The organism is Niallia sp. CD-39, from assembly GCF_059874745.1.
Map to the genome: position 1 here is coordinate 93432 of NZ_JCBCPS010000001.1, position 20044 is coordinate 113475.

At 39.0% G+C, this 20044-nt stretch carries 21 protein-coding genes; 19 read left to right on the plus strand and 2 right to left on the minus strand.

All coding sequences use genetic code 11. The annotated features are described in order from the left end of the window. Nucleotides 1-622 precede the first annotated feature (622 nt). Nucleotides 623-946, minus strand: a complete 324-nt coding sequence (locus AC6F34_RS00520; protein WP_500767880.1) for a hypothetical protein — start codon at nucleotides 944-946, stop codon at nucleotides 623-625. A 13-nt stretch (nucleotides 947-959) separates the two neighbouring features. Beyond that, nucleotides 960-1280 carry a hypothetical protein gene (locus tag AC6F34_RS00525; protein WP_500767882.1) on the minus strand — a complete coding sequence of 107 codons (321 nt, stop codon included), beginning with the start codon at nucleotides 1278-1280 and terminating at the stop codon, nucleotides 960-962. Between the two features lie 169 nt (nucleotides 1281-1449). Between AC6F34_RS00525 and AC6F34_RS00530 the strand changes: the two genes are divergently transcribed. The 19 genes from AC6F34_RS00530 (at nucleotide 1450) to AC6F34_RS00620 (ending at nucleotide 20041) form a co-directional block, all read left to right on the plus strand. Further along, entirely contained in the window at nucleotides 1450-1986 is a 537-nt protein-coding gene (locus AC6F34_RS00530; protein WP_500767884.1) for an STM3941 family protein, read from the plus strand. A 421-nt stretch (nucleotides 1987-2407) separates the two neighbouring features. Further along, entirely contained in the window at nucleotides 2408-3577 is a 1170-nt protein-coding gene (locus tag AC6F34_RS00535; protein ID WP_500767886.1) for an iron-containing alcohol dehydrogenase family protein, read from the plus strand. A 78-nt stretch (nucleotides 3578-3655) separates the two neighbouring features. Then, nucleotides 3656-4600, plus strand: a complete 945-nt coding sequence (locus tag AC6F34_RS00540) for an ATP-grasp domain-containing protein (protein ID WP_500767888.1) — start codon at nucleotides 3656-3658, stop codon at nucleotides 4598-4600. A gap of 413 nt (nucleotides 4601-5013) precedes the next feature. Continuing rightward, a complete protein-coding gene (locus AC6F34_RS00545) occupies nucleotides 5014-6597 on the plus strand; it encodes a long-chain-fatty-acid--CoA ligase (RefSeq protein ID WP_500767890.1) in 1584 nt (527 codons plus the stop codon). A gap of 71 nt (nucleotides 6598-6668) precedes the next feature. Continuing rightward, nucleotides 6669-7847, plus strand: coding sequence for an acyl-CoA dehydrogenase family protein (locus AC6F34_RS00550; RefSeq protein WP_500767892.1), 1179 nt, complete (start codon nucleotides 6669-6671; stop codon nucleotides 7845-7847). 17 nt (nucleotides 7848-7864) lie between these two features. Continuing rightward, nucleotides 7865-8629 carry a beta-ketoacyl-ACP reductase gene (locus tag AC6F34_RS00555; protein ID WP_500767894.1) on the plus strand — a complete coding sequence of 255 codons (765 nt, stop codon included), beginning with the start codon at nucleotides 7865-7867 and terminating at the stop codon, nucleotides 8627-8629. 15 nt (nucleotides 8630-8644) lie between these two features. Then, nucleotides 8645-9094: a MaoC family dehydratase N-terminal domain-containing protein gene (locus tag AC6F34_RS00560; protein WP_500767896.1), complete on the plus strand. Its 450-nt coding sequence runs from the start codon at nucleotides 8645-8647 to the stop codon at nucleotides 9092-9094. Beyond that, on the plus strand, nucleotides 9091-9492 hold the full coding sequence (locus AC6F34_RS00565; RefSeq protein WP_500767898.1) for a MaoC/PaaZ C-terminal domain-containing protein: 402 nt from the start codon (nucleotides 9091-9093) through the stop codon (nucleotides 9490-9492). Before AC6F34_RS00560 ends, AC6F34_RS00565 begins: the two co-directional genes overlap by 4 nt. Nucleotides 9493-9510: 18 nt before the next feature. Beyond that, entirely contained in the window at nucleotides 9511-10746 is a 1236-nt protein-coding gene (locus AC6F34_RS00570) for an acyl-CoA dehydrogenase (protein WP_500767900.1), read from the plus strand. Further along, nucleotides 10736-11509: an SDR family oxidoreductase gene (locus tag AC6F34_RS00575; RefSeq protein ID WP_500767902.1), complete on the plus strand. Its 774-nt coding sequence runs from the start codon at nucleotides 10736-10738 to the stop codon at nucleotides 11507-11509. Before AC6F34_RS00570 ends, AC6F34_RS00575 begins: the two co-directional genes overlap by 11 nt. Nucleotides 11510-11524: 15 nt before the next feature. Beyond that, nucleotides 11525-12694, plus strand: coding sequence for a thiolase family protein (locus AC6F34_RS00580; RefSeq protein ID WP_500767904.1), 1170 nt, complete (start codon nucleotides 11525-11527; stop codon nucleotides 12692-12694). 102 nt (nucleotides 12695-12796) lie between these two features. Next, entirely contained in the window at nucleotides 12797-13366 is a 570-nt protein-coding gene (locus AC6F34_RS00585; protein WP_500767906.1) for a TetR/AcrR family transcriptional regulator, read from the plus strand. A gap of 20 nt (nucleotides 13367-13386) precedes the next feature. Then, on the plus strand, nucleotides 13387-13800 hold the full coding sequence (locus AC6F34_RS00590) for an acyl-CoA thioesterase (RefSeq protein ID WP_500767908.1): 414 nt from the start codon (nucleotides 13387-13389) through the stop codon (nucleotides 13798-13800). 61 nt (nucleotides 13801-13861) lie between these two features. Further along, entirely contained in the window at nucleotides 13862-14923 is a 1062-nt protein-coding gene (locus AC6F34_RS00595; RefSeq protein ID WP_500767910.1) for a phosphotransferase family protein, read from the plus strand. Between the two features lie 17 nt (nucleotides 14924-14940). Beyond that, nucleotides 14941-15690, plus strand: a complete 750-nt coding sequence (locus tag AC6F34_RS00600) for a 2-phosphosulfolactate phosphatase (RefSeq protein WP_500767912.1) — start codon at nucleotides 14941-14943, stop codon at nucleotides 15688-15690. After that, nucleotides 15687-16475 (plus strand): enoyl-CoA hydratase/isomerase family protein, encoded by a 789-nt coding sequence (locus AC6F34_RS00605; protein ID WP_500767914.1) that lies wholly within the window; start codon nucleotides 15687-15689, stop codon nucleotides 16473-16475. The genes AC6F34_RS00600 and AC6F34_RS00605 overlap by 4 nt, the downstream gene beginning before the upstream one ends. Nucleotides 16476-16499: 24 nt before the next feature. Then, entirely contained in the window at nucleotides 16500-18167 is a 1668-nt protein-coding gene (locus AC6F34_RS00610; protein ID WP_500767916.1) for a long-chain-fatty-acid--CoA ligase, read from the plus strand. 19 nt (nucleotides 18168-18186) lie between these two features. Next, a complete protein-coding gene (locus AC6F34_RS00615; RefSeq protein WP_500767918.1) occupies nucleotides 18187-19050 on the plus strand; it encodes a branched-chain amino acid ABC transporter permease in 864 nt (287 codons plus the stop codon). Between the two features lies 1 nt (nucleotide 19051). Continuing rightward, the gene (locus AC6F34_RS00620; protein ID WP_500767920.1) at nucleotides 19052-20041 is read left to right on the plus strand and encodes a branched-chain amino acid ABC transporter permease; all 990 of its coding nucleotides are present in this window, start codon (nucleotides 19052-19054) and stop codon (nucleotides 20039-20041) included. Nucleotides 20042-20044: the final 3 nt, after the last annotated feature.

The window sequence follows — 20044 nt, forward strand, 5'->3', positions numbered from 1 at the left end:
ACGCGTTTAAGATCAAAAAGAGGTAGTTTGAGATCACGAAAACGCGTTTAAGATCAAAGTGAGGTAGTTTGAGATCAGGAAAACGAGTTTAAGATCAAAAAGAGGTAGTTTGAGATCACGAAAACGCGTTTAAGATCAAAGTGAGGTAGTTTGAGATCACGAAAACACGTTTAAGATCAAAGTGAGATAGTTTGAGATCACGAAAACGAGTTTAAGATCAAAAAGAGGTAGTTTGAGATCACGAAAATGAGTTTAAGATCAAAAAGAGGTAGTTTGAGATCACGAAAACGCGTTTAAGATCAAAGTGAGGTAGTTTGAGATCACGAAAACGCGTTTAAGATCAAAGTGAGGTAGTTTGAGATCACGAAAACGCGTTTAAGATCAAAGTGAGGTAGTTTGAGATCACGAAAACGCGTTTAAGATCAAAGTGAGGTAGTTTGAGATCACGAAAACGAGTTTAAGATCAAAGTGAGGTAGTTTGAGATCAGGAAAACGAGTTTAAGATCAAAAAGAGGTAGTTTGAGATCACAAAATCCTGTTTAAGATCAATATAAACGAGTTTAAGATCGCGCTAATACTATACGAGATCACAATAGTAGAGGAAGGGTTCATCTTCCTCTATTCATGAAAGTTTTCTTTCAAACCTTATCCATGACGTGAGTCGAATGAAAAAGGGAATAAAAAAGAGCATTGCAAGTAACGGATTAATGGAACTCGAGAAAAATAAGAATAAACCTACAACGAGTCCTAAAATGGCGGTTGCTGTGTAGCCAATGCTATTGATTGGCTGGTTGGAGAGAAAAGTCGTTTGGCAACCTTTTAATGCTTGTGAATAGCAATCATTGTGATATGGTAAGGTAAAAATAATAAAGTTGGATACAACGAGATCTCCCCGACTTTCAATTGGCCATTTGCATTCTTCGCAGTAAACTACATGATGCTTCAATTAAATTTCCTCCTTATTTTAAATACCTTTCAATCGCAAAATAACTGTATAATCGCATGACTGGAGTAATGGTAAGGATGATCAGTATCCATATAGGAAGTTTACTTATAAAGAAAAGAAGAAGTAGTAAAATTGGAGATAGAATAGCCATAAACGTTCCAAATGCTCCGTTTAACGGCTTCCCAGCAAATAAACTTCCAGAACATCCTAAGACTTCTTTTGAATAGCATCGATCATGATAAGGTACAACAGTAAAAAAATAAGGTACGATGATCGCTTCTCCCTCATATTCAATATTTCCACTACATCTTTGACAATAGATTTCTTTAGACATATGTACCTCCATTGATAACTCTGACTATTCATACGATTATAAGTGGTTTTGGTTTCATTTTCCATCCTTTTGACCTAGTTTGCTTTAGGTTTATTTTACCATTTTAAGATATTATTCTACTAAAAAAGTGTAAATATTGTATGATGGTGTATGAAAGTGAGGGGTTGATGTGAAAGAATTTGAGTTTTTTCATTCAAAGAAAAAAGTAATTATGTTATTTGTACTTGTTATAGGATTGGTAGCACTATTTGGATTTATGCTTGGGGCTATGATAAAAGATGAGGGTCAATTTTCCTTCTGGCCACATTCATTGTTTGTGTTACTACTAGTCGTTCTTTTAGCATGTGCGGGTATGTTTTTGAAAATGCTGCTTTCAGACGAACCAGCTATTATTATTAATGAAGATGGTATCAACATAAATGTCAGTCCAGCAAAACTGGGATTGATTAAATGGGAACTTATCGATGGTTGTCTTCCATATACAGTGAGCGGACAAACACATATTGGTATTGTCTTACAAGATGAAGCTGCATTTTTAGAAAGTATCGCTGGTATGAAGCGTAAGCTTTTAGATGTGAACGTAAAAATGGGGTTTCCTGCAATCAATATTCCATATAACACTCTTAAGAAACCAGAAGGATTGCTCGAAGCATTTGATGCGTATGATATTCCAATTTACGTACTAGACGAAGAGCAAGCAAACTAAAAACACCCATTGGGGTGTTTTTTTGAGGGTATTTATAAGCAATTTTATCATCAGGTTATATATCAACTTTAGATTCTGCAATGAATCTCACTATAGAACCTGCCAATATTTCTACATCTTGTAGTGTATCAAAAGCTAACTCTTCACTTTTTCAGTTTATATTAAAATCAATTATTTGGTAGTAAAAAAGACAACTGTATATAATACTTCACAAAAGACTTATATACGTCCCGCACATGTAAAACCAACGTCTCCTCGAAAAAGTTGGATTTTAAATGGGAGTCATCATTCTCCAGCATTCAACCGTGGTTCTTTACGTCGGAGGTTATTTTTTTGCGAAGAGTAAAAACTGACCATTTCCACGTAGGAAATGGTTGATCATTTGGAGAAGTAGTGATGTAAAAACGAAAGTAGGGGTAGTATGGAGCAGTTTTATTGTTCAACGAAGGTTTTGTTTTGTAAAGAGGCTGTCTTTCAGATCGATCAAATCATTCGTGAGTATTTTCCAACCGCTAACAATGTTCTTATTGTGACAGATGAAACGTTATTAAAGGTTGAGAAGGTGAACGAGCTGATCTCAGCCATTGAATCAGCTTTCCATACTTCTGTTTTTTCGGCTGTGTCACAAAACCCACGTGATACTGAATGTTTACAAGGTGCTGATGTGTTCCGTGCACATGAAGCTGATCTAATTGTCGCGATTGGTGGTGGAAGCCCGATTGATACAGCTAAGGCTATCTCTTTACTTGGCCCAAATGGAGGAAGTCCGCTCGATTATTTCTCTGGGCAAGAAAACTACAAAGAGATTGCTCCACTCCTATGTATTCCAACAACTGCGGGTACTGGTTCTGAGGTGACACGCTCATCTGTGATTACTCTTTCCAAGGATCATCGGAAAATTACGTTGAAACATGAGAGCTTAAGACCAGATGTTGCTGTTTTAGATGCGACGTTAACCTACTCGGTGCCAAAGCATGTAACAGCAGCAACTGGAGTGGATGCTTTTGTTCACGCATTAGAAGGTTATACATGCAAATTGTCTAATCCTGTTTCAAAAGCATTGGGACTTCAAGCGATGAAGCTCGTCATCAACTACTTGCCTATCGCATTGGAACACCCACATGATGAGACTGCTCGAGAAAAAATGCTTGAGGCGAGTCTTTTAGCAGGATTATCTTTTGGTTCAGCCGATGTTGCCTCTGTTCATTGTCTCGCAGAAGGATTAGGGAGCTTATACGATACACCACATGGATTAGCGAATGCAGTATTTCTACCGTATGTATTAGCGTTTAATGCTGCAAGATTTAAAAGCATCCATGCTGACATCGCAAAGGAAATCGGCTTTGCCGATCCGAGTGAAAGTGTAGAGCTTGCTGTTTCACATTTTATTGAGAAAATTCAATCATGGATAGGAAAGCTGGATATCCCAACTCTTCATGATTTGCCCTATGTAAAAGAAAAGGACTTTCCAAAGATTGCGAAACTAGCGTTTGATAATGGTTCAACCAAAAGCAATATCCGCGAAATTGATGAAGCTAATTATCTGACCTTATTAGAAAAAGCATACAAAAAACAAATAAATTATGCTTGATTGTCTCCAACTTTTTGCTAATATGTATATATACGATAAGAATAGTCGGAATAGAGAAAAAGTGAGGCGGAGAGCATTATGGAGAAAGTTTACATCATTCATGAAAACGAAGAGTGGACGGTCCACTTAACAAGAAGATTAGAAGAATTAGAGATTCCATTTGAATCTTGGCATCTAAATGAAGGGGTAGTAGATTTATCTGCTGTTCCTCCGGAGGGTGTTTTCTATAATCGAATGAGTGCATCGTCTCATACGAGAAATCACCGCTTTGCGCCTGAATTAGCAGGAGGCGTTATTGATTGGTTAGAGTTTCATGGTCGCAACGTATTCAATGGGAGCCCAGCGTTAAGATATGAACTAAGTAAAATCAAACAATATACCGCGCTTGAGGCTAACGGAATTCGCACACCGAAAACGATTGGTGCTGTAGGAAAGAATCAAATTGTAGATGCAGCTAGAAAACTAGGCAAAACACCGTTCATCACTAAGCACAATCGAGCGGGTAAAGGGTTAGGCGTACAGCTGTTTTATTCAATAGAGGGACTTGAACAATATGTAAATGGCCCGACATTTGACGAGCCAGTTGATGGAATTACATTAATCCAGGAATACATTGAATCAAACGATGCGACGATAACGAGAGCTGAGTTTATTGGAGGAAAATTTCTATATGCTGTGAGAGTGGACACAAGTGAAGGCTTTGAACTATGTCCTGCTGATGCTTGTCAAATAGGCGATGCGTTCTGTCCAGTTGGAGAGGAAGTAGAGTCTCGTCCTAAATTTGAGATCATACATGATGTGGATCAAGCATTAATCGCAAAATATGAAGCATTTTTAGCTAATGCGGCAATTGATGTCGCAGGTATCGAATTCATCCAAGATCAAAAAGGAGAAATCTATACGTACGATGTTAACACAAACACGAACTACAACTCTGACGCAGAAGATAAAGAAGGAATATATGCAATGCTAGAACTTGCAAAGTTTCTTGGCAATGCATTAAACACTTTACAAAAACAGTAAAACGGAAAGAGCACTTCATTTGGAAGAATGGAGTGTTTTTTTATTTCATCATGAATGAATGGAAGATTTTTTGGATAGAGATCCGATTAGAACGTATGGTGGCTACTCCATTATGAAAAGCAGCAACTGCTTAATTCCCTACAGGAAGTAATGCACTTTTGACTAGCTTACCTTCTCTGGAGTAGACAGTACGCAAGATAGCCATATGATGTGGCTTTTCATGCCGTTTAACTGTTGCCTCTTCAAATGATATGGCCTAGAGTGATAATCGAAGGTTGTCACACTAAAATTGTATCCGCTTACAAAATAATTGTTGACATTAGATCGGATTGAATTATAATGTTAATTAAATATTCTGAACATACTGAGTGGTTAGTATTTCAGAATCAATATTGTTGAAAGTAGGGATTTACATGGAAAAACCTTGGTTCAAGCATGTGCCTGAAGGAAATCCAAAGACGATTGACATCCCTGATATTTCACTTCAAGAGCTTTTCTATGAATCTGTTAAAACTTACCCCAATCATGTTGCTGTTACTTTTTATGATCGAAGCATTACGTATCAAGTATTGCATCACCTTATAGAAAATGCAGCAGCAGCCCTACATCATCTCGGAATTGATAAAGGGGACCGTGTAGCGTTAATGCTGCCGAATTGCCCGCAATATCCGATTAGTTATTACGCAACGCTCGTTTGTGGAGCAACTGTTGTTCAAATTAATCCTATGTATAAAGCAGAAGAATTGCTTCACGTTTTGAACGATTCCGAAGCTGAAACAATGATCGTGTATGAACCATTGATCCCACTAATTACTGCAATCAAAGACAAAACAGCCCTCAAGAACATCATCCCAGTCTCATTTGAAAAAGACACAAAATTTAACGAAATGCTTACGAATAAAGGATATTCAGCGCCAAAGGTAGAGATTGACCCTAAAGAAGATGTAGCTGTTTTACAATATACAGGAGGTACGACTGGTCGCTCAAAAGGTGCGATGCTAACGCATTTTAATCTTGTGGCGAATACAATCCAAGCGTATTCTACATCAAAAAGCAAAACAAAGCTCGGTAAAGAACGGATCTTAACAATTTCTCCATTATTTCATGTTTACGGAATGACAAGCTGTATGAACTTATCATTTTACATAGGAGCAAACATGATCTTGCTTCCAAAGTTTGATGTTGAAGAAACAGTAGCGATGATCGAGAAAACAAAACCAACTGTATTTCCTGCAGTGCCTACAATGTATATCGCACTATTAAACTACTATAAAGTGAAGGAGTTCAATTTAAGCTTCTTAACAACATGTACGAGTGGTTCAGCACCATTGCCTGTAAAAGTGATCGAAACCTTTAATAGAATAAGTGGAACGAAAGTAGCCGAAGGGTTCGGCTTATCAGAAGCATCACCAGTGACACATCGAAACCCGGTTGAAGGTATTCAAAAGAATGGAAGCATTGGAATTCCAATCCCTAACACTGACTCAAAAATTGTTGATATTGCAACGGGAAATGTGGAGCTACCTGTTGGTAACGTTGGGGAACTCATTATAAAAGGGCCACAAGTGATGAAAGGGTATTGGAAGATGCCAGTTGAAACAGCCGAAACAATTCGCGATGGGTGGCTCTACACAGGAGATTTAGCGAAAGTCGATGAAGATGGATTCTTCTACATAGTTGGTAGAAAAAAAGAGCTCATCATTGCAAGTGGATACAATGTTTATCCGATTGAGATTGAAGATGTTCTCTATAAACACCCAAAAGTGATGGAAGCCGCAGTTGTAGGGGTACCTGATGAATATCGGGGTGAAACCGTTAAGGCATATATTGTTCTAAAGGAAGGTGAGGAAGTAACAGAGGCTGAACTAATCGCCTATTGCCGGCAAAACTTAGCTGCTTTTAAATGTCCACGTTCAATAGAATTCATGGATGAATTTCCAAAAACAGCTGTAGGTAAAATTCTAAAGCGGACATTAAAAGAACAACTTAAAGCATAAGATGTAGGGGGTTACCCCTCCTCTTAAAAAAACAACATACTAAATAGTTGGTATAAAAAGGAGAGAGAAACATGCATTTACGATTAACAGAAGAACAAAAAATGGTTCAAAAAACGATAAGGAAATTCGTAGAGAAGGAGCTCATCCCTTTAGAGGCAGAAGTATTAAGAAATGAAATTGAAGGGCGCCCTTCTTTATCGAAAGAAAAAATTGAAGAGTTAGAGAAAAAAGCAAAGGATGCGGGCTTCTGGGGAATTAATACACCTGAGGAGTATGGTGGAGCAGATTTAGGGCAAATGATGCAAGCAATTGTTGCGATCGAAACATCAAAATCATTCGTGCCATTTCGGTTTGGAGGATCTGCAGACAACATCCTTTATTATGCAAACGAAGAGCAAAAGCAAAAATACTTAATTCCTACGATTGAAGGAACAAAAAAATCTTGCTTTGCAATGACTGAACCAGCAGCAGGATCTGATACACAAAAAATTCGCATGACAGCAGTAAAGGAAGGCAATGAATGGGTGCTAAACGGAGAGAAGACGTTTATAACAGGAGGCAATGAAGCGGATTTTGTGATGGCGATTGCGATAACGGATAAACAGCTTCACCAATCTTCGAGAGGAAGAGAAGGAGTCACCTGCTTTATCGTCGATCGTGACATGGGCTGGAAGTCGGAATACATTCATACGATGGGCGAATGGGGACCGGCAAGTCTCATCTTTGATCAAGTACGTGTTCCAGATGAAAATATATTAGGCGAGCTTCATAAAGGCTACAATCTTGGACTTGAATGGATTGGATTTGCTCGCTGGATCGTTGGTGCACGCGCTGTTGGAGCGGCAGAGCGATTATTACAAATGGCAATTGACTATGCAAAAGAGCGTGAAACATTTGGCAAGCCGATTGCAGATCGTCAAGCAATTCAATGGATGATTGCAGATTCAGCAGTGGAAATCGAAGCAGCAAAATGGCTAGTATTAAACGCGGCGTTCACATTGGATCAAGGAGAGGATAACCGTCATGCCGCATCAATCGCCAAGCTGTACGGAGCAAATATGGGGAATCGTGTCATTGATCGCGTCTTGCAAATCCATGGTGGAATGGGTTATACGAGAGAATTGCCAATTGAACGATGGTACAGAGAAGCAAGGCTATGGAGAATCTATGATGGCACAGATGAAATTCAACGCTTAATTATTTCTCGTAATCTATTAAAAGGTCATGTGAAAATTGGGCAATCATTATAGGAATGGAGGCAAAAACGATGGGTGGAAGATTTAAAGGGAAAACAGCGTTTATTACTGGCGGAAGCAGAGGGATTGGTAAGGGAATTGCACTTGCATTTGCCGAAGAAGGTGCAGATGTTGCAGTCGTTGATATTAATGAAGAGGCTCTGGCTTTACTAAAGGATGAATTCGCCACAAAGGGATATAAGTTACGAGCATCAAAGGCAAATGTAACGAACGCTGATGAAATCGAAGCTGCAGTAGATGATGCAGTTCAAGCTTTTGGTTCGATTGATATTCTAGTGAATAACGCTGGAATCATTCGCGATAATTTGCTTTTTAAAATGACTGATAATGATTGGGATCAAGTAATGGATGTTCATTTAAAAGGCTCCTTCTTCACTGCAAGAGCAGCACAGAAATATATGATTGAACAAAAACATGGAAGAATTATCAATATTTCCTCAACGTCTGCTTTAGGAAACAGAGGTCAAGCGAACTATGCCACCGCAAAAGCAGGGCTACAAGGTTTTACAAAAACATTAGCGATTGAACTCGGTAAATTCGGGGTCACCTGTAATGCTGTCGCTCCGGGATTTATTGAAACAGAAATGACAGAAGCGACTGCTGCTCGGATTGGCATTCCGTTTGAAGAATTAATCAAAGCAAGTGTTTCACAAATTCCAGTAGGTAGAAGTGGAAAGCCGGAGGACATTGCAAATGCTGTAACATTCTTTGCTGATGAAAAATCATCCTTTGTGAACGGTCAAGTCATTTATGTTGCAGGTGGGCCAAAGGATTAAAAAGGAGGGCTAACGATGTTTCATGATTTAATTGGCACTAAATCCAAAAAAGTGAAGAACTACGTGGAGCATGGACGTGTAAAGCAGTTTGCAGAGAGCATCGGTGATCTTCATCCAATATATATTGATGAGGAATATGGAAGAAAGTCGAAGTACGGGAAAAATATTGCCCCACCAACTTATCCGAGGGTATTTGATTTTGGTTTACTTGAAGACGTAAAGCTCCCTAGCAAAGGATTGATTCATGGAGAGCAACGGTATGTTTTTAATCGCCCGTTATTCGTTGGAGAAGAAGTTCATTGTTATACAGAATTAAAGAATTACTATGAAAAAACGGGTGGAAATGGACTGATGGGCTTTGTCGTCATCAAGCGTTACGGAGAGGATCCAGAAGGAAATGTCATTTTTACAGAAGAAATGACAGCGATCATCACTCAAGCAGTTAGAAAGGCGATGACAGTATGAGTAGCTTAACACGACTGAAAATTGGAAGTGGTTTGTCAGAAGTGACTTTAAACCCTGTATCACGTCTGGATTTAATCAAGTATGCAGGAGCATCACTCGATTTTAATCCTATTCACACAATCGATGATGAAGCTTCTAAAGCAGGGTTACCTGGAGTAATTGCACATGGAATGTGGACAATGGGTAATCTATCAAAGTTATTCACTCCCTACCATGAGGTTGGCTTTATCCAAGACTATCAAATTCGCTTTTCTGGAATGGTGTTCTTAGGAGATGTCATCACATTAAAGGCTGATTTAGAAGAAGAAACTGAAAATATCTATGTTTTCAATGTACGCGCTGTTAATCAAAATGAAAAAGACGTGATTAAAGGCAGAGTTGTTTTTGCTAAACATTGACAGATTGGAAGTGAAATGATGAACTTTGACTACTCAGACAAGGTTAAGGGCTACCAGAAGCGCTTGATTGAGTTCATGGATGAACATATTTATCCGTATGAACAAACGTATGCAAATGAAATCAATAAAGAAAACCGTTTTGCAGAAACGCCACCAATTATGGAAAAATTGAAGCAAAAAGCAAAGGAAGCAGAGCTATGGAATTTATTTCTTCCAGAAAGTGATTTTGGAGCGGGATTAACTAACCTAGAATATGCCCCTCTTTGTGAGATTATGGGCAGATCTAGTATCGCACCTGAAGTTTTTAACTGCGCAGCTCCAGATACGGGAAATATGGAAGTACTCGTACGTTATGGAACTGAGGAACAGAAAAAAGTATGGCTTGATCCGCTACTAAAAGGAGAAATTCGTTCTTGTTTTTCAATGACTGAGCCCGATGTCGCTTCGTCTGATGCTACAAATATTCGTGCAAGTATTAGTCGAGATGGCGATGAGTATATCATTAATGGCACAAAATGGTGGTCTTCTGGCGCAGGGGATCCACGCTGTAAAGTTGCCATCGTCATGGGGAAAAATGACGAACAAGCAGAAAAACATAAACAGCAGTCGATGATTCTCGTTCCTTTAGATACACCAGGTGTAACCATAAAACGAATGTTACCTGTATTCGGGTATGATCATGCTCCACATGGGCATGCAGAAATTGTATATAGCAATGTGCGAGTACCTGCTAGCAATATGCTATTAGGAGAAGGCAGAGGGTTTGAAATTGCTCAAGGCCGCCTTGGACCAGGAAGAATTCATCATTGTATGCGAACAATTGGCGCAGCAGAACGTGCGCTACAAATCTTGTGTCAGCGCGTAACTAGTCGCGAAGCCTTTGGAAAGAAATTATCAGACCAAGGTGTCATTCAAGAGTGGATTGCAGATGCAAGGATTGATATTGAACAAGCAAGACTCCTCACATTAAAAGCGGCTTATATGATGGACAATGTTGGAAATAAAGAGGCTAGAGCAGAGATTGCCATGATCAAGGTGGTAGCACCTAATATGGCATTGAAAGTGATTGACCATGCTATTCAAGCTTTAGGTGCTGCTGGAGTAAGCAATGATTTTCCACTAGCATCGAGTTGGGCGAATATCCGTACGTTAAGGCTAGCTGATGGACCTGATGAAGTTCATCGTCGTGCCATTGCTAGATATGAATTAAAGAAATATCGTGAACATGGGAGGGAAAAAGAGTATGCACGTTAAGGAATTATTTAGTTTGCAAGGGAAAACGGCCATTATTACCGGTGGTGGACGTGGTTTAGGTGAACAAATCGCAACTGCATATGCAGAAGCAGGAGCAAACATCGTCCTCTGTTCTCGTAAATTAGAAAACTGTCTTGAAGTGAGTGAGAAGTTAAAGAATTTGGGTGTTGAAACACTTGCCTTAAAATGTGACATTACTAAAAAAGAAGATGTCGACCATGTTGTAGAAGAAACGGTTAAAAAGTTTGGTAGAATCGATGTTTTAGTTAATAATAGCGGAGCTTCTTGGGGCGCTCCTGCAGAAGAAATGCCATTAGAAGCTTTTTATAAGGTTATGAATGTAAATGTCGTTGGAACGTTTTTAATGTCCCAAGCAGCTGGGAAAGTTATGATTCAACAAAACTATGGGAAAATCATTAACATTGCCTCTGTTGCTGGTTTAAAGGGCTCAAGACCAGAGGTAATGGATGCGATCGGCTATAACACAAGCAAGGGTGGTGTTATCACCTTCACTAAAGATTTAGCGGTGAAATGGGGGCCAAAAGGCATCTATGTGAATGCGATTGCACCTGGCTTCTTCCCTACAAAAATGTCTAAAGTCATCATTGAAAAAGGTGGTGACAAGATCTATGAAGGAACTCCATTAAGAAAGTTTGGATCAGATCACGACTTGAAAGGTATAGCGCTATTTCTAGCATCATCTGCATCAGACTTTGTTACAGGAGAGACAATTGCAGTCGATGGTGGAACAAGTGCGATGTAGAAAGGATGTGTCAAATTGAGTAGAGAAGCTGTTATTGTATCGGCAGTACGTACTGCGATTGGTCGACAAGGTGGAAGCTTAGCGACAATTCCAGCTCATGTCTTCGGAGCTGAGGTCATTAAAGAGGCTTTAAACCGCGCAAATATCAGTGCTGATCTTGTTGACGATGTGATTATGGGCAATGTATTAAGCGGCGGTGGAAATATAGCGCGCTTATCCGTACTACAAACAAACTTATCAATCAATATTCCTGGCTTAACGATTGATCGGCAATGCGGTTCTGGTATGAATGCAGTTACACTTGCAGCACAAAGCATTAAAGCAGGTGCCGGAGATGTATATGTAGCTGGTGGAATTGAAAGCATGAGCCGTGCTCCATATTTACTTGAGCGGGCAGAAAAGCCATACAGTGCGGCACCTCCAAAGTTTAGGAAATCTCAGCTATCACCAAAAGAAATCGGCGATCCGCCAATGGGGATAACAGCTGAAAACCTTGTAAAGCAATACAGCATTTCACGTGAAGAACAGGACGAATTCGCATTTTTGAGTCAAAAAAGAATGGCTGAGGCGATTAAAGAAGAGAGATTTAAAGATCAAATTGTCCCGATAACAATACCTGTTCGCAAAGGAGAGCCAATTGTTTTTGATCAAGACGAACATCCAAGACCTGAAACGACATTAGAAGGATTAGCAAAATTGAAGCCAGCTTTTTTAGAAGGTGGTACTGTAACAGCAGGAAGTAGTTCTGGCTTAAATGATGCTGCTAGTGCGCTAGTAATCATGTCAAAAGAGAAAGCAGATGAACTCGGCTTAACACCACTTGCATATGTTCGAGAAGCAGTCGTAGCAGGAGTTGATCCTAATATAATGGGAATCGGCCCTGTACCTGCAACGAAAAAGCTTTTAGAAAAAACGAAACTTTCATTAGACGAAATTGATTTGGTCGAATTGAATGAAGCTTTTGCATCCCAGGTGCTTGCATGTAATCGTGAATTGAATATTCCCCTAGAAAAGTTAAATGTTAGTGGTGGAGCAATCGCTCACGGTCATCCGCTAGGAGCTACAGGAGCGATTCTAGTTACTAAAGCAACGTATGAGCTACACAGAAGAAATGGACGTTATGCGATCATTACTGCTTGTATTGGTGGTGGACAAGGAATTTCTGTATTAATCGAAAAAGCATAAATAGTAGAAATACAATTAAGTCGACAATTGCAAGAATGTTATAATAAAATGAATCTTTTTAATAGATTCATAACGAATCAACGAGTTAGTGAGGGATAGATGATGAAGGAAAAAATCATAAAGGAAAGCATTGATTTATTTGATAAAAATGGATTCAGTGGAACCTCCATACAAGATATTGTCGACTTAATTGGTGTAACAAAAGGTACTTTTTACTATTATTTTAAGAGCAAACAAGAGCTTTTAAGAGATATCCATTTGAATTATATGGAAGGACTTTTAACTGAACAAGAACAAATTCTTCAAAATCAATCAACGAATTATAAAGAGAAGTTATGGCAGACGATGTATCTTACGGTAAGCAAAATTAAAGAAGAAGGAAAAAAAGCTCGAATTGTATTTCGTGAAATGCGCCATTTAAATGAGGACAATTTGAACCAAATCAACACAAAGAGAAAAGAGTTTCGTTTGAAGTTTCAAAAGATGCTCGAGGATGGCATTAAAGATGGAGAATTTCATGAAACAATCCGACCAGATATGCTCTCCTTTGCAATATTAGGAATCGTCAATCGAACATACTATTGGTTTAATCCTGATGGTGAAATATCAGCTGAGGAACTATCTGACCTCTACTTAAAGCTATTGCTGGAGGGGATGGATCAGCGCAGCTAAATGTGAAGGTAGTGATGCTTTTGAATCAAATCCATGAAACAGAAGTGTTTGTACGTTTTTGTGAAACAGATGCTGTTGGTCATGTGAATAATACGAGTTACTTTCTCTATTATGAAGAGGCGAGGACGAAGTTTTTTAAAAAGATATTTAAAGAAAGAAACCGTAATTTTAATATGATCATGGCATCAATAAAATGTGATTATTTAAACCAAGCGTACGCAAGTGAAACATTAGTCGTAAGAACAAAGGTAATTGAAGTTGGTACAAAAAGCTTTAAAATAAGTCAAGAATTGTTCAATAAGTCAAATGATCTACCCATTGCAAAAGCAGAATGTGTTTCCGTCTGCTTTGATTATGAAAGTCAGCGATCGATTCCAATACCAGAAGAATTAAAAGCAAGGTTACACGCTAACCGTTTAAGTCTCCCAATTTAAAAGCTTGCAAGGGAGGCTGCTCGTTTTAAATTCAGAAAATTCTAACAAAAGGGTGTTAGGTATGGAATATGAAACGATTCAAGTTCGTAAAGGAGAAGAATTAGATGTGCAGAAGCTAGATAGGTTGTTAACCAATCATATAGGAGTGTTAACGGACGAACCTTTGCACATACGTCAGTTCAAGGCAGGAAGGTCCAATCTAACTTATTTGCTGAAGAAAGGGGATTGGGAAGCTGTTTTGCGGCGTCCGCCATTAGGTCCAGTTGCTCCAAAAGCACATGATATGCAAAGAGAGTTTTTAATTCTATCTGAACTTTGTACTTATTATGAGCCGGCACCTAAACCGATTCTATACAATGATGATTCTTTTATCGGGGTACCGTTCTTCTTAATGGAACGAAAAAAAGGAATTGTTCTCGACCAAGATTTTCCGAAAGAAGTGTTGGTTACTGAACAATTATGCAAACAAATATCTGAACTTATGGCTGAAAATCTAGCAATGCTCCACGACATCCCATATAAACAGACGAAGCTAACAACCATAACGAAGCCAGATGGCTTTATGGAGAGACAAGTGCATGGATGGATCGGGCGTTATGACCGAGCAAAAACAGCAGAAATTCCAGAAGTAGAAGTGTTAAAAAAGTGGATGATTGCATCGATTCCAAAAACGTCAGATGCTTCAGTCATTCATTATGATTTCAAGCTAAACAACTCTATGTTTAATGAAAGTTTTACCGAACTCATTGGTGTTTTTGATTGGGAAATGACAACAGTCGGTGATCCGTTAGCAGATCTTGGTGTCGCGATGAGTTATTGGATCGAAGAAGGAGATTCTGACTTAATTAAGAAAGGGTTAGGCGATCGACCAATTACGACAAGAAAAGGGTTTTATACAAGAAATGAATTCATAGAGGCGTATGCACGCTATAGCAATCGTGATATTACGAATTTACATTTCTACCTAACCTTTGCTTACTTTAAATTAGCAGTCATTTGTCAGCAAATTTATTACCGGTGGAAAAAAGGGCAAACGTCGGATGAAAGATTTGCACATATGAATCATTTTGTTGAGAATTTGATTTTATATGCAAATGAAACCTCAACTAAAAGGGTCACTTAAAAGAGAAGGTGCTGTAAATGAGAAAGATACATGTTTTGCTTCGAAAGGAAGAGTTGAAGGAAGAAAAAGTAAAAGATAAAGTTGTCGTTATTTTTGATATTTTACTAGCAACTACAACGATTTCCGCTGTTTTAGAAAGTGGAGCCACAGAGGTAATTCCTGTGCTAAATGGGGATGAAGCGCTTCTAACAAGTGCAAAGTTCCCTAGTGATGAATATTGTTTAGCCGGAGAATATTTAGGAATGACAATCGAAGGCTTTCTTGATCCTTACCCTCAAGCGCTTACCGAGCACGTGAAGGGTAAAAAAGTGATTTTATCAACGACAAACGGAACGGTTGCTATTCGACATTCCGAAGATGCAATGCGTACTTATGCAGCTTCAATCCTGAATAGTGAAGCGATTGTGAATCACATTATGGCTGAGACTAAAGAAGAAACGATTTTATTAGTATGTTCGGGCTCTCACGGTGCATTTAACTTAGAGGACTTTTATGGAACTGGTTACTTCATCGATTGCTTGATGAAGCACTTTCAAGAATGGGATTTAACGGATTCAGCGAAAGCTGCTTTACTATTCTTCAGATCTAATGAACACACTGGAGACAACATTATTACAGAAAGTCGAGTTGGAAGGAAAATAACAGCAGCTGGATATGGAGATGAGCTTAAGTTTGTCACACAGAAGAGTATATACGATCAAGTAGCGATTGTCAGAAATGGAATTTGTACAGCAATAAATAATAGGAAAGAGGAGATAAAGAAATGACAACAACAGTTACGGATCATGTAAAGGTTGAAAAGAAGGCTGGCATTTTAACATTAAGCTTGAATCGTCCTGACAGCCTCAATGCATTTAGTGCCGACATGATTGCCACATTAAAGTCGGAGTTACAAAATGCAAAAGAGGATGAGTCTGTTCGAGTGGTTGTCCTCTGTGGTGAAGGAAGAGCTTTTAGCGCAGGTGGAGATGTTAAAGGAATGGGAGCTGGTTCGCCAACGCAAACATACGCACATATCGGCCGTTTAAATGAGTTAATCGTGCAAATGCAGTCGTTGGAAAAACCGATCATTTGCGCGGTACACGGATATGCAGCCGGAGCAGGTTTTAATCTAGCGCTAGCATCTGATTTGATTGTTGCTGCAGAAGGCTCGAAGTTTATTTTAAGCTTTTCAAAAGTTGGTCTCATATCCGATGGTGGAGGACTGTACTTTTTGCCAAGATTAATCGGAATCCATCGTGCAAAAGAGCTGCTTTTTTCTGCAAAACCGATTTCTGTTGATAAAGCGAAAGAGTTAGGGATTGTGAATGCGATTTTTAACAAAGAGAGCTTTAAAGATGAAGTACTTGCGTATGCATCCGAATTAGCGAATGGACCTACTGTAGCGTTTGGTTTCATTAAGAAGATTGCAAACCAATCATTAAATACAACGCTAGAAGATGTACTAGAGCAAGAGAGAATCACACAAGCAACTGTTGTAACAACAGAAGATCATAAAGAAGGTGTGCTTGCTTTTAAAGAGAAGAGAAACCCGAATTTTTCAGGAAATTAAATAGTAGCAAGGGAGATGTGTTTTATGTTTACACGCCATTTTTCACACTGGCCAAAAATCGCAAAAACATCAGTCACCCCTGAAACAACGATTTATGATAATTTACTCGTTAGTGCAAAAAGGTATCCGAAACATCCTGCGATTACATATTATGGACACTCTATTACGTACCAGCAATTGTTAAATGAAGTAGATGCTGTTGCTGGTTTTTTACAGCAAAAGCTCCAAGTTGAAAAGGGAGATAAAGTGCTCCTGTTTATGCAAAATTCACCTCAATTTGTGATCGGTTATTACGCAATAGCAAGAGTTGGTGCGATCGTCATTCCAACCAATCCAATGCTTACCTCATCAGAACTCGCATTTTATGTAGAGGATTGCCAAATCAAAACAGCCATCATTGGTCAAGAGCAATACGAAACGACTGCCCCTCTTAGAAAAAACACGACGTTAAAGCAAATCATTGTTGCAAATTACCGCGAATATATTGACGACAATTTTCCGTATCCTTTGCCAAATGAATTGAAGCTAGAGGCTAAAGAAGATCTTCAAACTGAAGACTATCGTTGGAGTACTCTCTTAGCTGCAAACTTACATCCCTACCCAGAAGAAGCAGCATCGAATGATTTACTCGTATTCCCGTATACATCTGGGACTACGGGTTTGCCAAAAGGGTGCATGCATACGAATAAAACGGTACAAACAAATGTCGTTGGTGGAGCGAACTGGGGGAAAACGGCCGCGAGTCATGTTCATTTATGTACATTGCCATTTTTTCATGTGACTGGCATGGTTCAAAGCATGCACGTCCCAATCTATACCGGTGGCACGATGGCAATTATGACCCGTTGGAATCGTGAAGTTGCCCTCTCATTAATTAAAGATTTACAATGCACAAACTGGATTGCCATTTCAACGATGATCATCGACTTTATTGCCAATCCAGCTTTGACAAAAGAATCGGTTGCCTCTTCACTGTCGATTTCAGGAGGAGGAGCTGCACTTCCTGAAGCAGTTGGAGAGAAGTTGTTCGAATTGACTGGTTTACGCTTTATCGAAGGATATGGACTATCAGAAACGATCGCTCAAACGCACTCGAACCCAGTAGACAATCCGAAAATGCAATGTTTAGGCATTCCGTTTTTTGATGTCGATGCAAGAGTAGTTGATCCAGCAACACTTATGGAACTGAATGTCGGTCAAGTTGGTGAGATCGTTATTCATGGGAACCAAGTGATGGTTGGTTATTACAATCGAAAGGAAGAAAATGAAAGCGCTTTTATTCGTATCGATGACAAACGTTTTTTTAGAACGGGTGATATGGGCCGCTTTGATGAGGATGGGTATTTCTTTATTGTCGATCGCATTAAAAGAATGATTAATGCTGGCGGCTATAAAGTATGGCCAAGTGAGGTGGAATCACTACTGTATCGTCATCCTGCGATCTTGCAAGCATGTGTCATCGGTGTACCTGATGAGAGAAAAGGAGAAGAAGTGAAGGCGTTTGTCGTTCTTAAGGATGAATATAAAGAGAAAATTTCTGAACAAGAGATCATTGATTGGGCTAAGAGTGAAATGGCTGCTTATAAATATCCTAGATTTGTAGAGTTTAGAAAAGCTATGCCAATGACTATGAGCGGGAAAATTCTATGGAGGAAACTTCAAGAGGAAGAGCTCGTCAAAGTAACCCGTTAAGGAGGAAAGGAGCGCGAAAATGGAACTGCTGTTTCAGCAATTGTTTAATGGATTAACGATTGGAAGTGTATATGCTCTCGTAGCACTAGGATTAACGCTCGTCTATGGCATCCTACACATCCCAAACTTTGCCCATGGTGCATTATACATGGTAGGTGGCTATGTAACGCTCCTAATGATGACCAACTTCGGTGTGCATTATATTATTGCCATTATTATTTCTATGGCAGTTGTCGGATTATTAAGTGTGTTAATGGAGCGTCTCGTTTTTTATCCGCTTAGGCACTCTCCACCGATACAAGATAAAGTTGCAGCGATCGGAATACTACTATTTCTTGAGGCATTAGCGCAGCTTTTATGGGGAGCAGATTATCGTTCAATGCCAACGCCATATGGGCAAGTGGTTGACTTCTTTGGATTAACGTTAACGATGCAACGAGTAATTATTGTCTTCGCTGCCATCGCTGTAATGATTGCGCTGTATTTGTTTTTGAAGAATACATTTATCGGCTCGACAATTATTGCAATGGCGCAAAACAGAGAAGGAGCAAACTTAGTAGGAATCAACACGAATAAAGTGGCGATGCTTACCTTCTTTATTGCGGGTGCTTTAGCAGCAATTGGAGCATCTTTAACCTCACCAATTAATCTAGTTTTTCCAGGTATGGGGCATTTGGTTATATTAAAAGCGTTCGTCATTATTATTATCGGAGGAATGGGAAGCGTTCCAGGAGCGATTCTAGGAGGATATATTTTAGGATTTACTGAAAGTTTGGGTGCAACGTACCTTTCTAATGATTATAAAGACATTATCGCCTTCTTGTTGCTTGTTTTAATTCTGACGATTAAGCCTAAGGGAATCTTTGCAAAGGGGGGCGTATAAAATGTCTTCCATATTTACTAAACGGAATTCAGTCATCGCATTAATTGTTTTAGCATTTGTTGTTCCATTTGTCCTTCAAAATCAATACTACTTGCATGTGTTAACACTTGCATGTATATGGACAATTGCTGTATATGGTTTAAATCTATTAGCTGGTTTTACAGGTTATTTATCGTTATCTCATGCAGGTTTCTTTGCAATTGGTGCCTACTCTTTAGGTTTGCTGACCGTTAAGGCAGAGATTCCATTCTGGATCGCCTTTATAGTTGCCCCTATAATTACGATGATTATCGGGACATTTATAGGATTAATTGCACTTAGAACAAAGGAGCATTTTTTTGCAATCTATACACTTTGTGTCGGTTATATTATTTATTTAGTCATCGATAAATGGGACTCCTTAACAGGAGGCGTAAGGGGTTTAATTGGAATTCCATCGCCATCAAATATTGGACCGATTTCGTTTGATACACCGCTATCGCAATATTATTTTGTGCTTGTCGTGATGCTTCTGTGTATTCTAATGGTTTATCGAATCGTCCATTCTTTAACTGGGCGTACCTTTGTAGCAATCCGTAATAGTGAGGAGCTTGCTCTTTCCTTAGGAATTTCTACAACAAAGAATAAGTTGCTTTCGTTTATCTTATCAACATTTTTTGCAGGAGTTGCAGGAGCACTATATGCAAGTTTCATCCGCTTTATTGGGCCAGATATTTCATATACGGCGATTATGTTTGATTTCTTAACCTATTTAATTGTTGGTGGAATAGGAACATTATCAGGTCCCATCGTAGGTACGTTTTTAATTGTGTTGTTGTCACAAAATCTGCAATTTTTACAAGATTATCGCATGCTCATTTTTGGGCCATTGCTTACTCTATTAATCATCTTTTCACCAAGAGGAATTGTTGGGTTTATACTAACAAAATACCATCAGCGAAAATTAAAGCATTCAACAGCTATTAAAGACTCAAGGGCGAAGGAGGGATAGAAC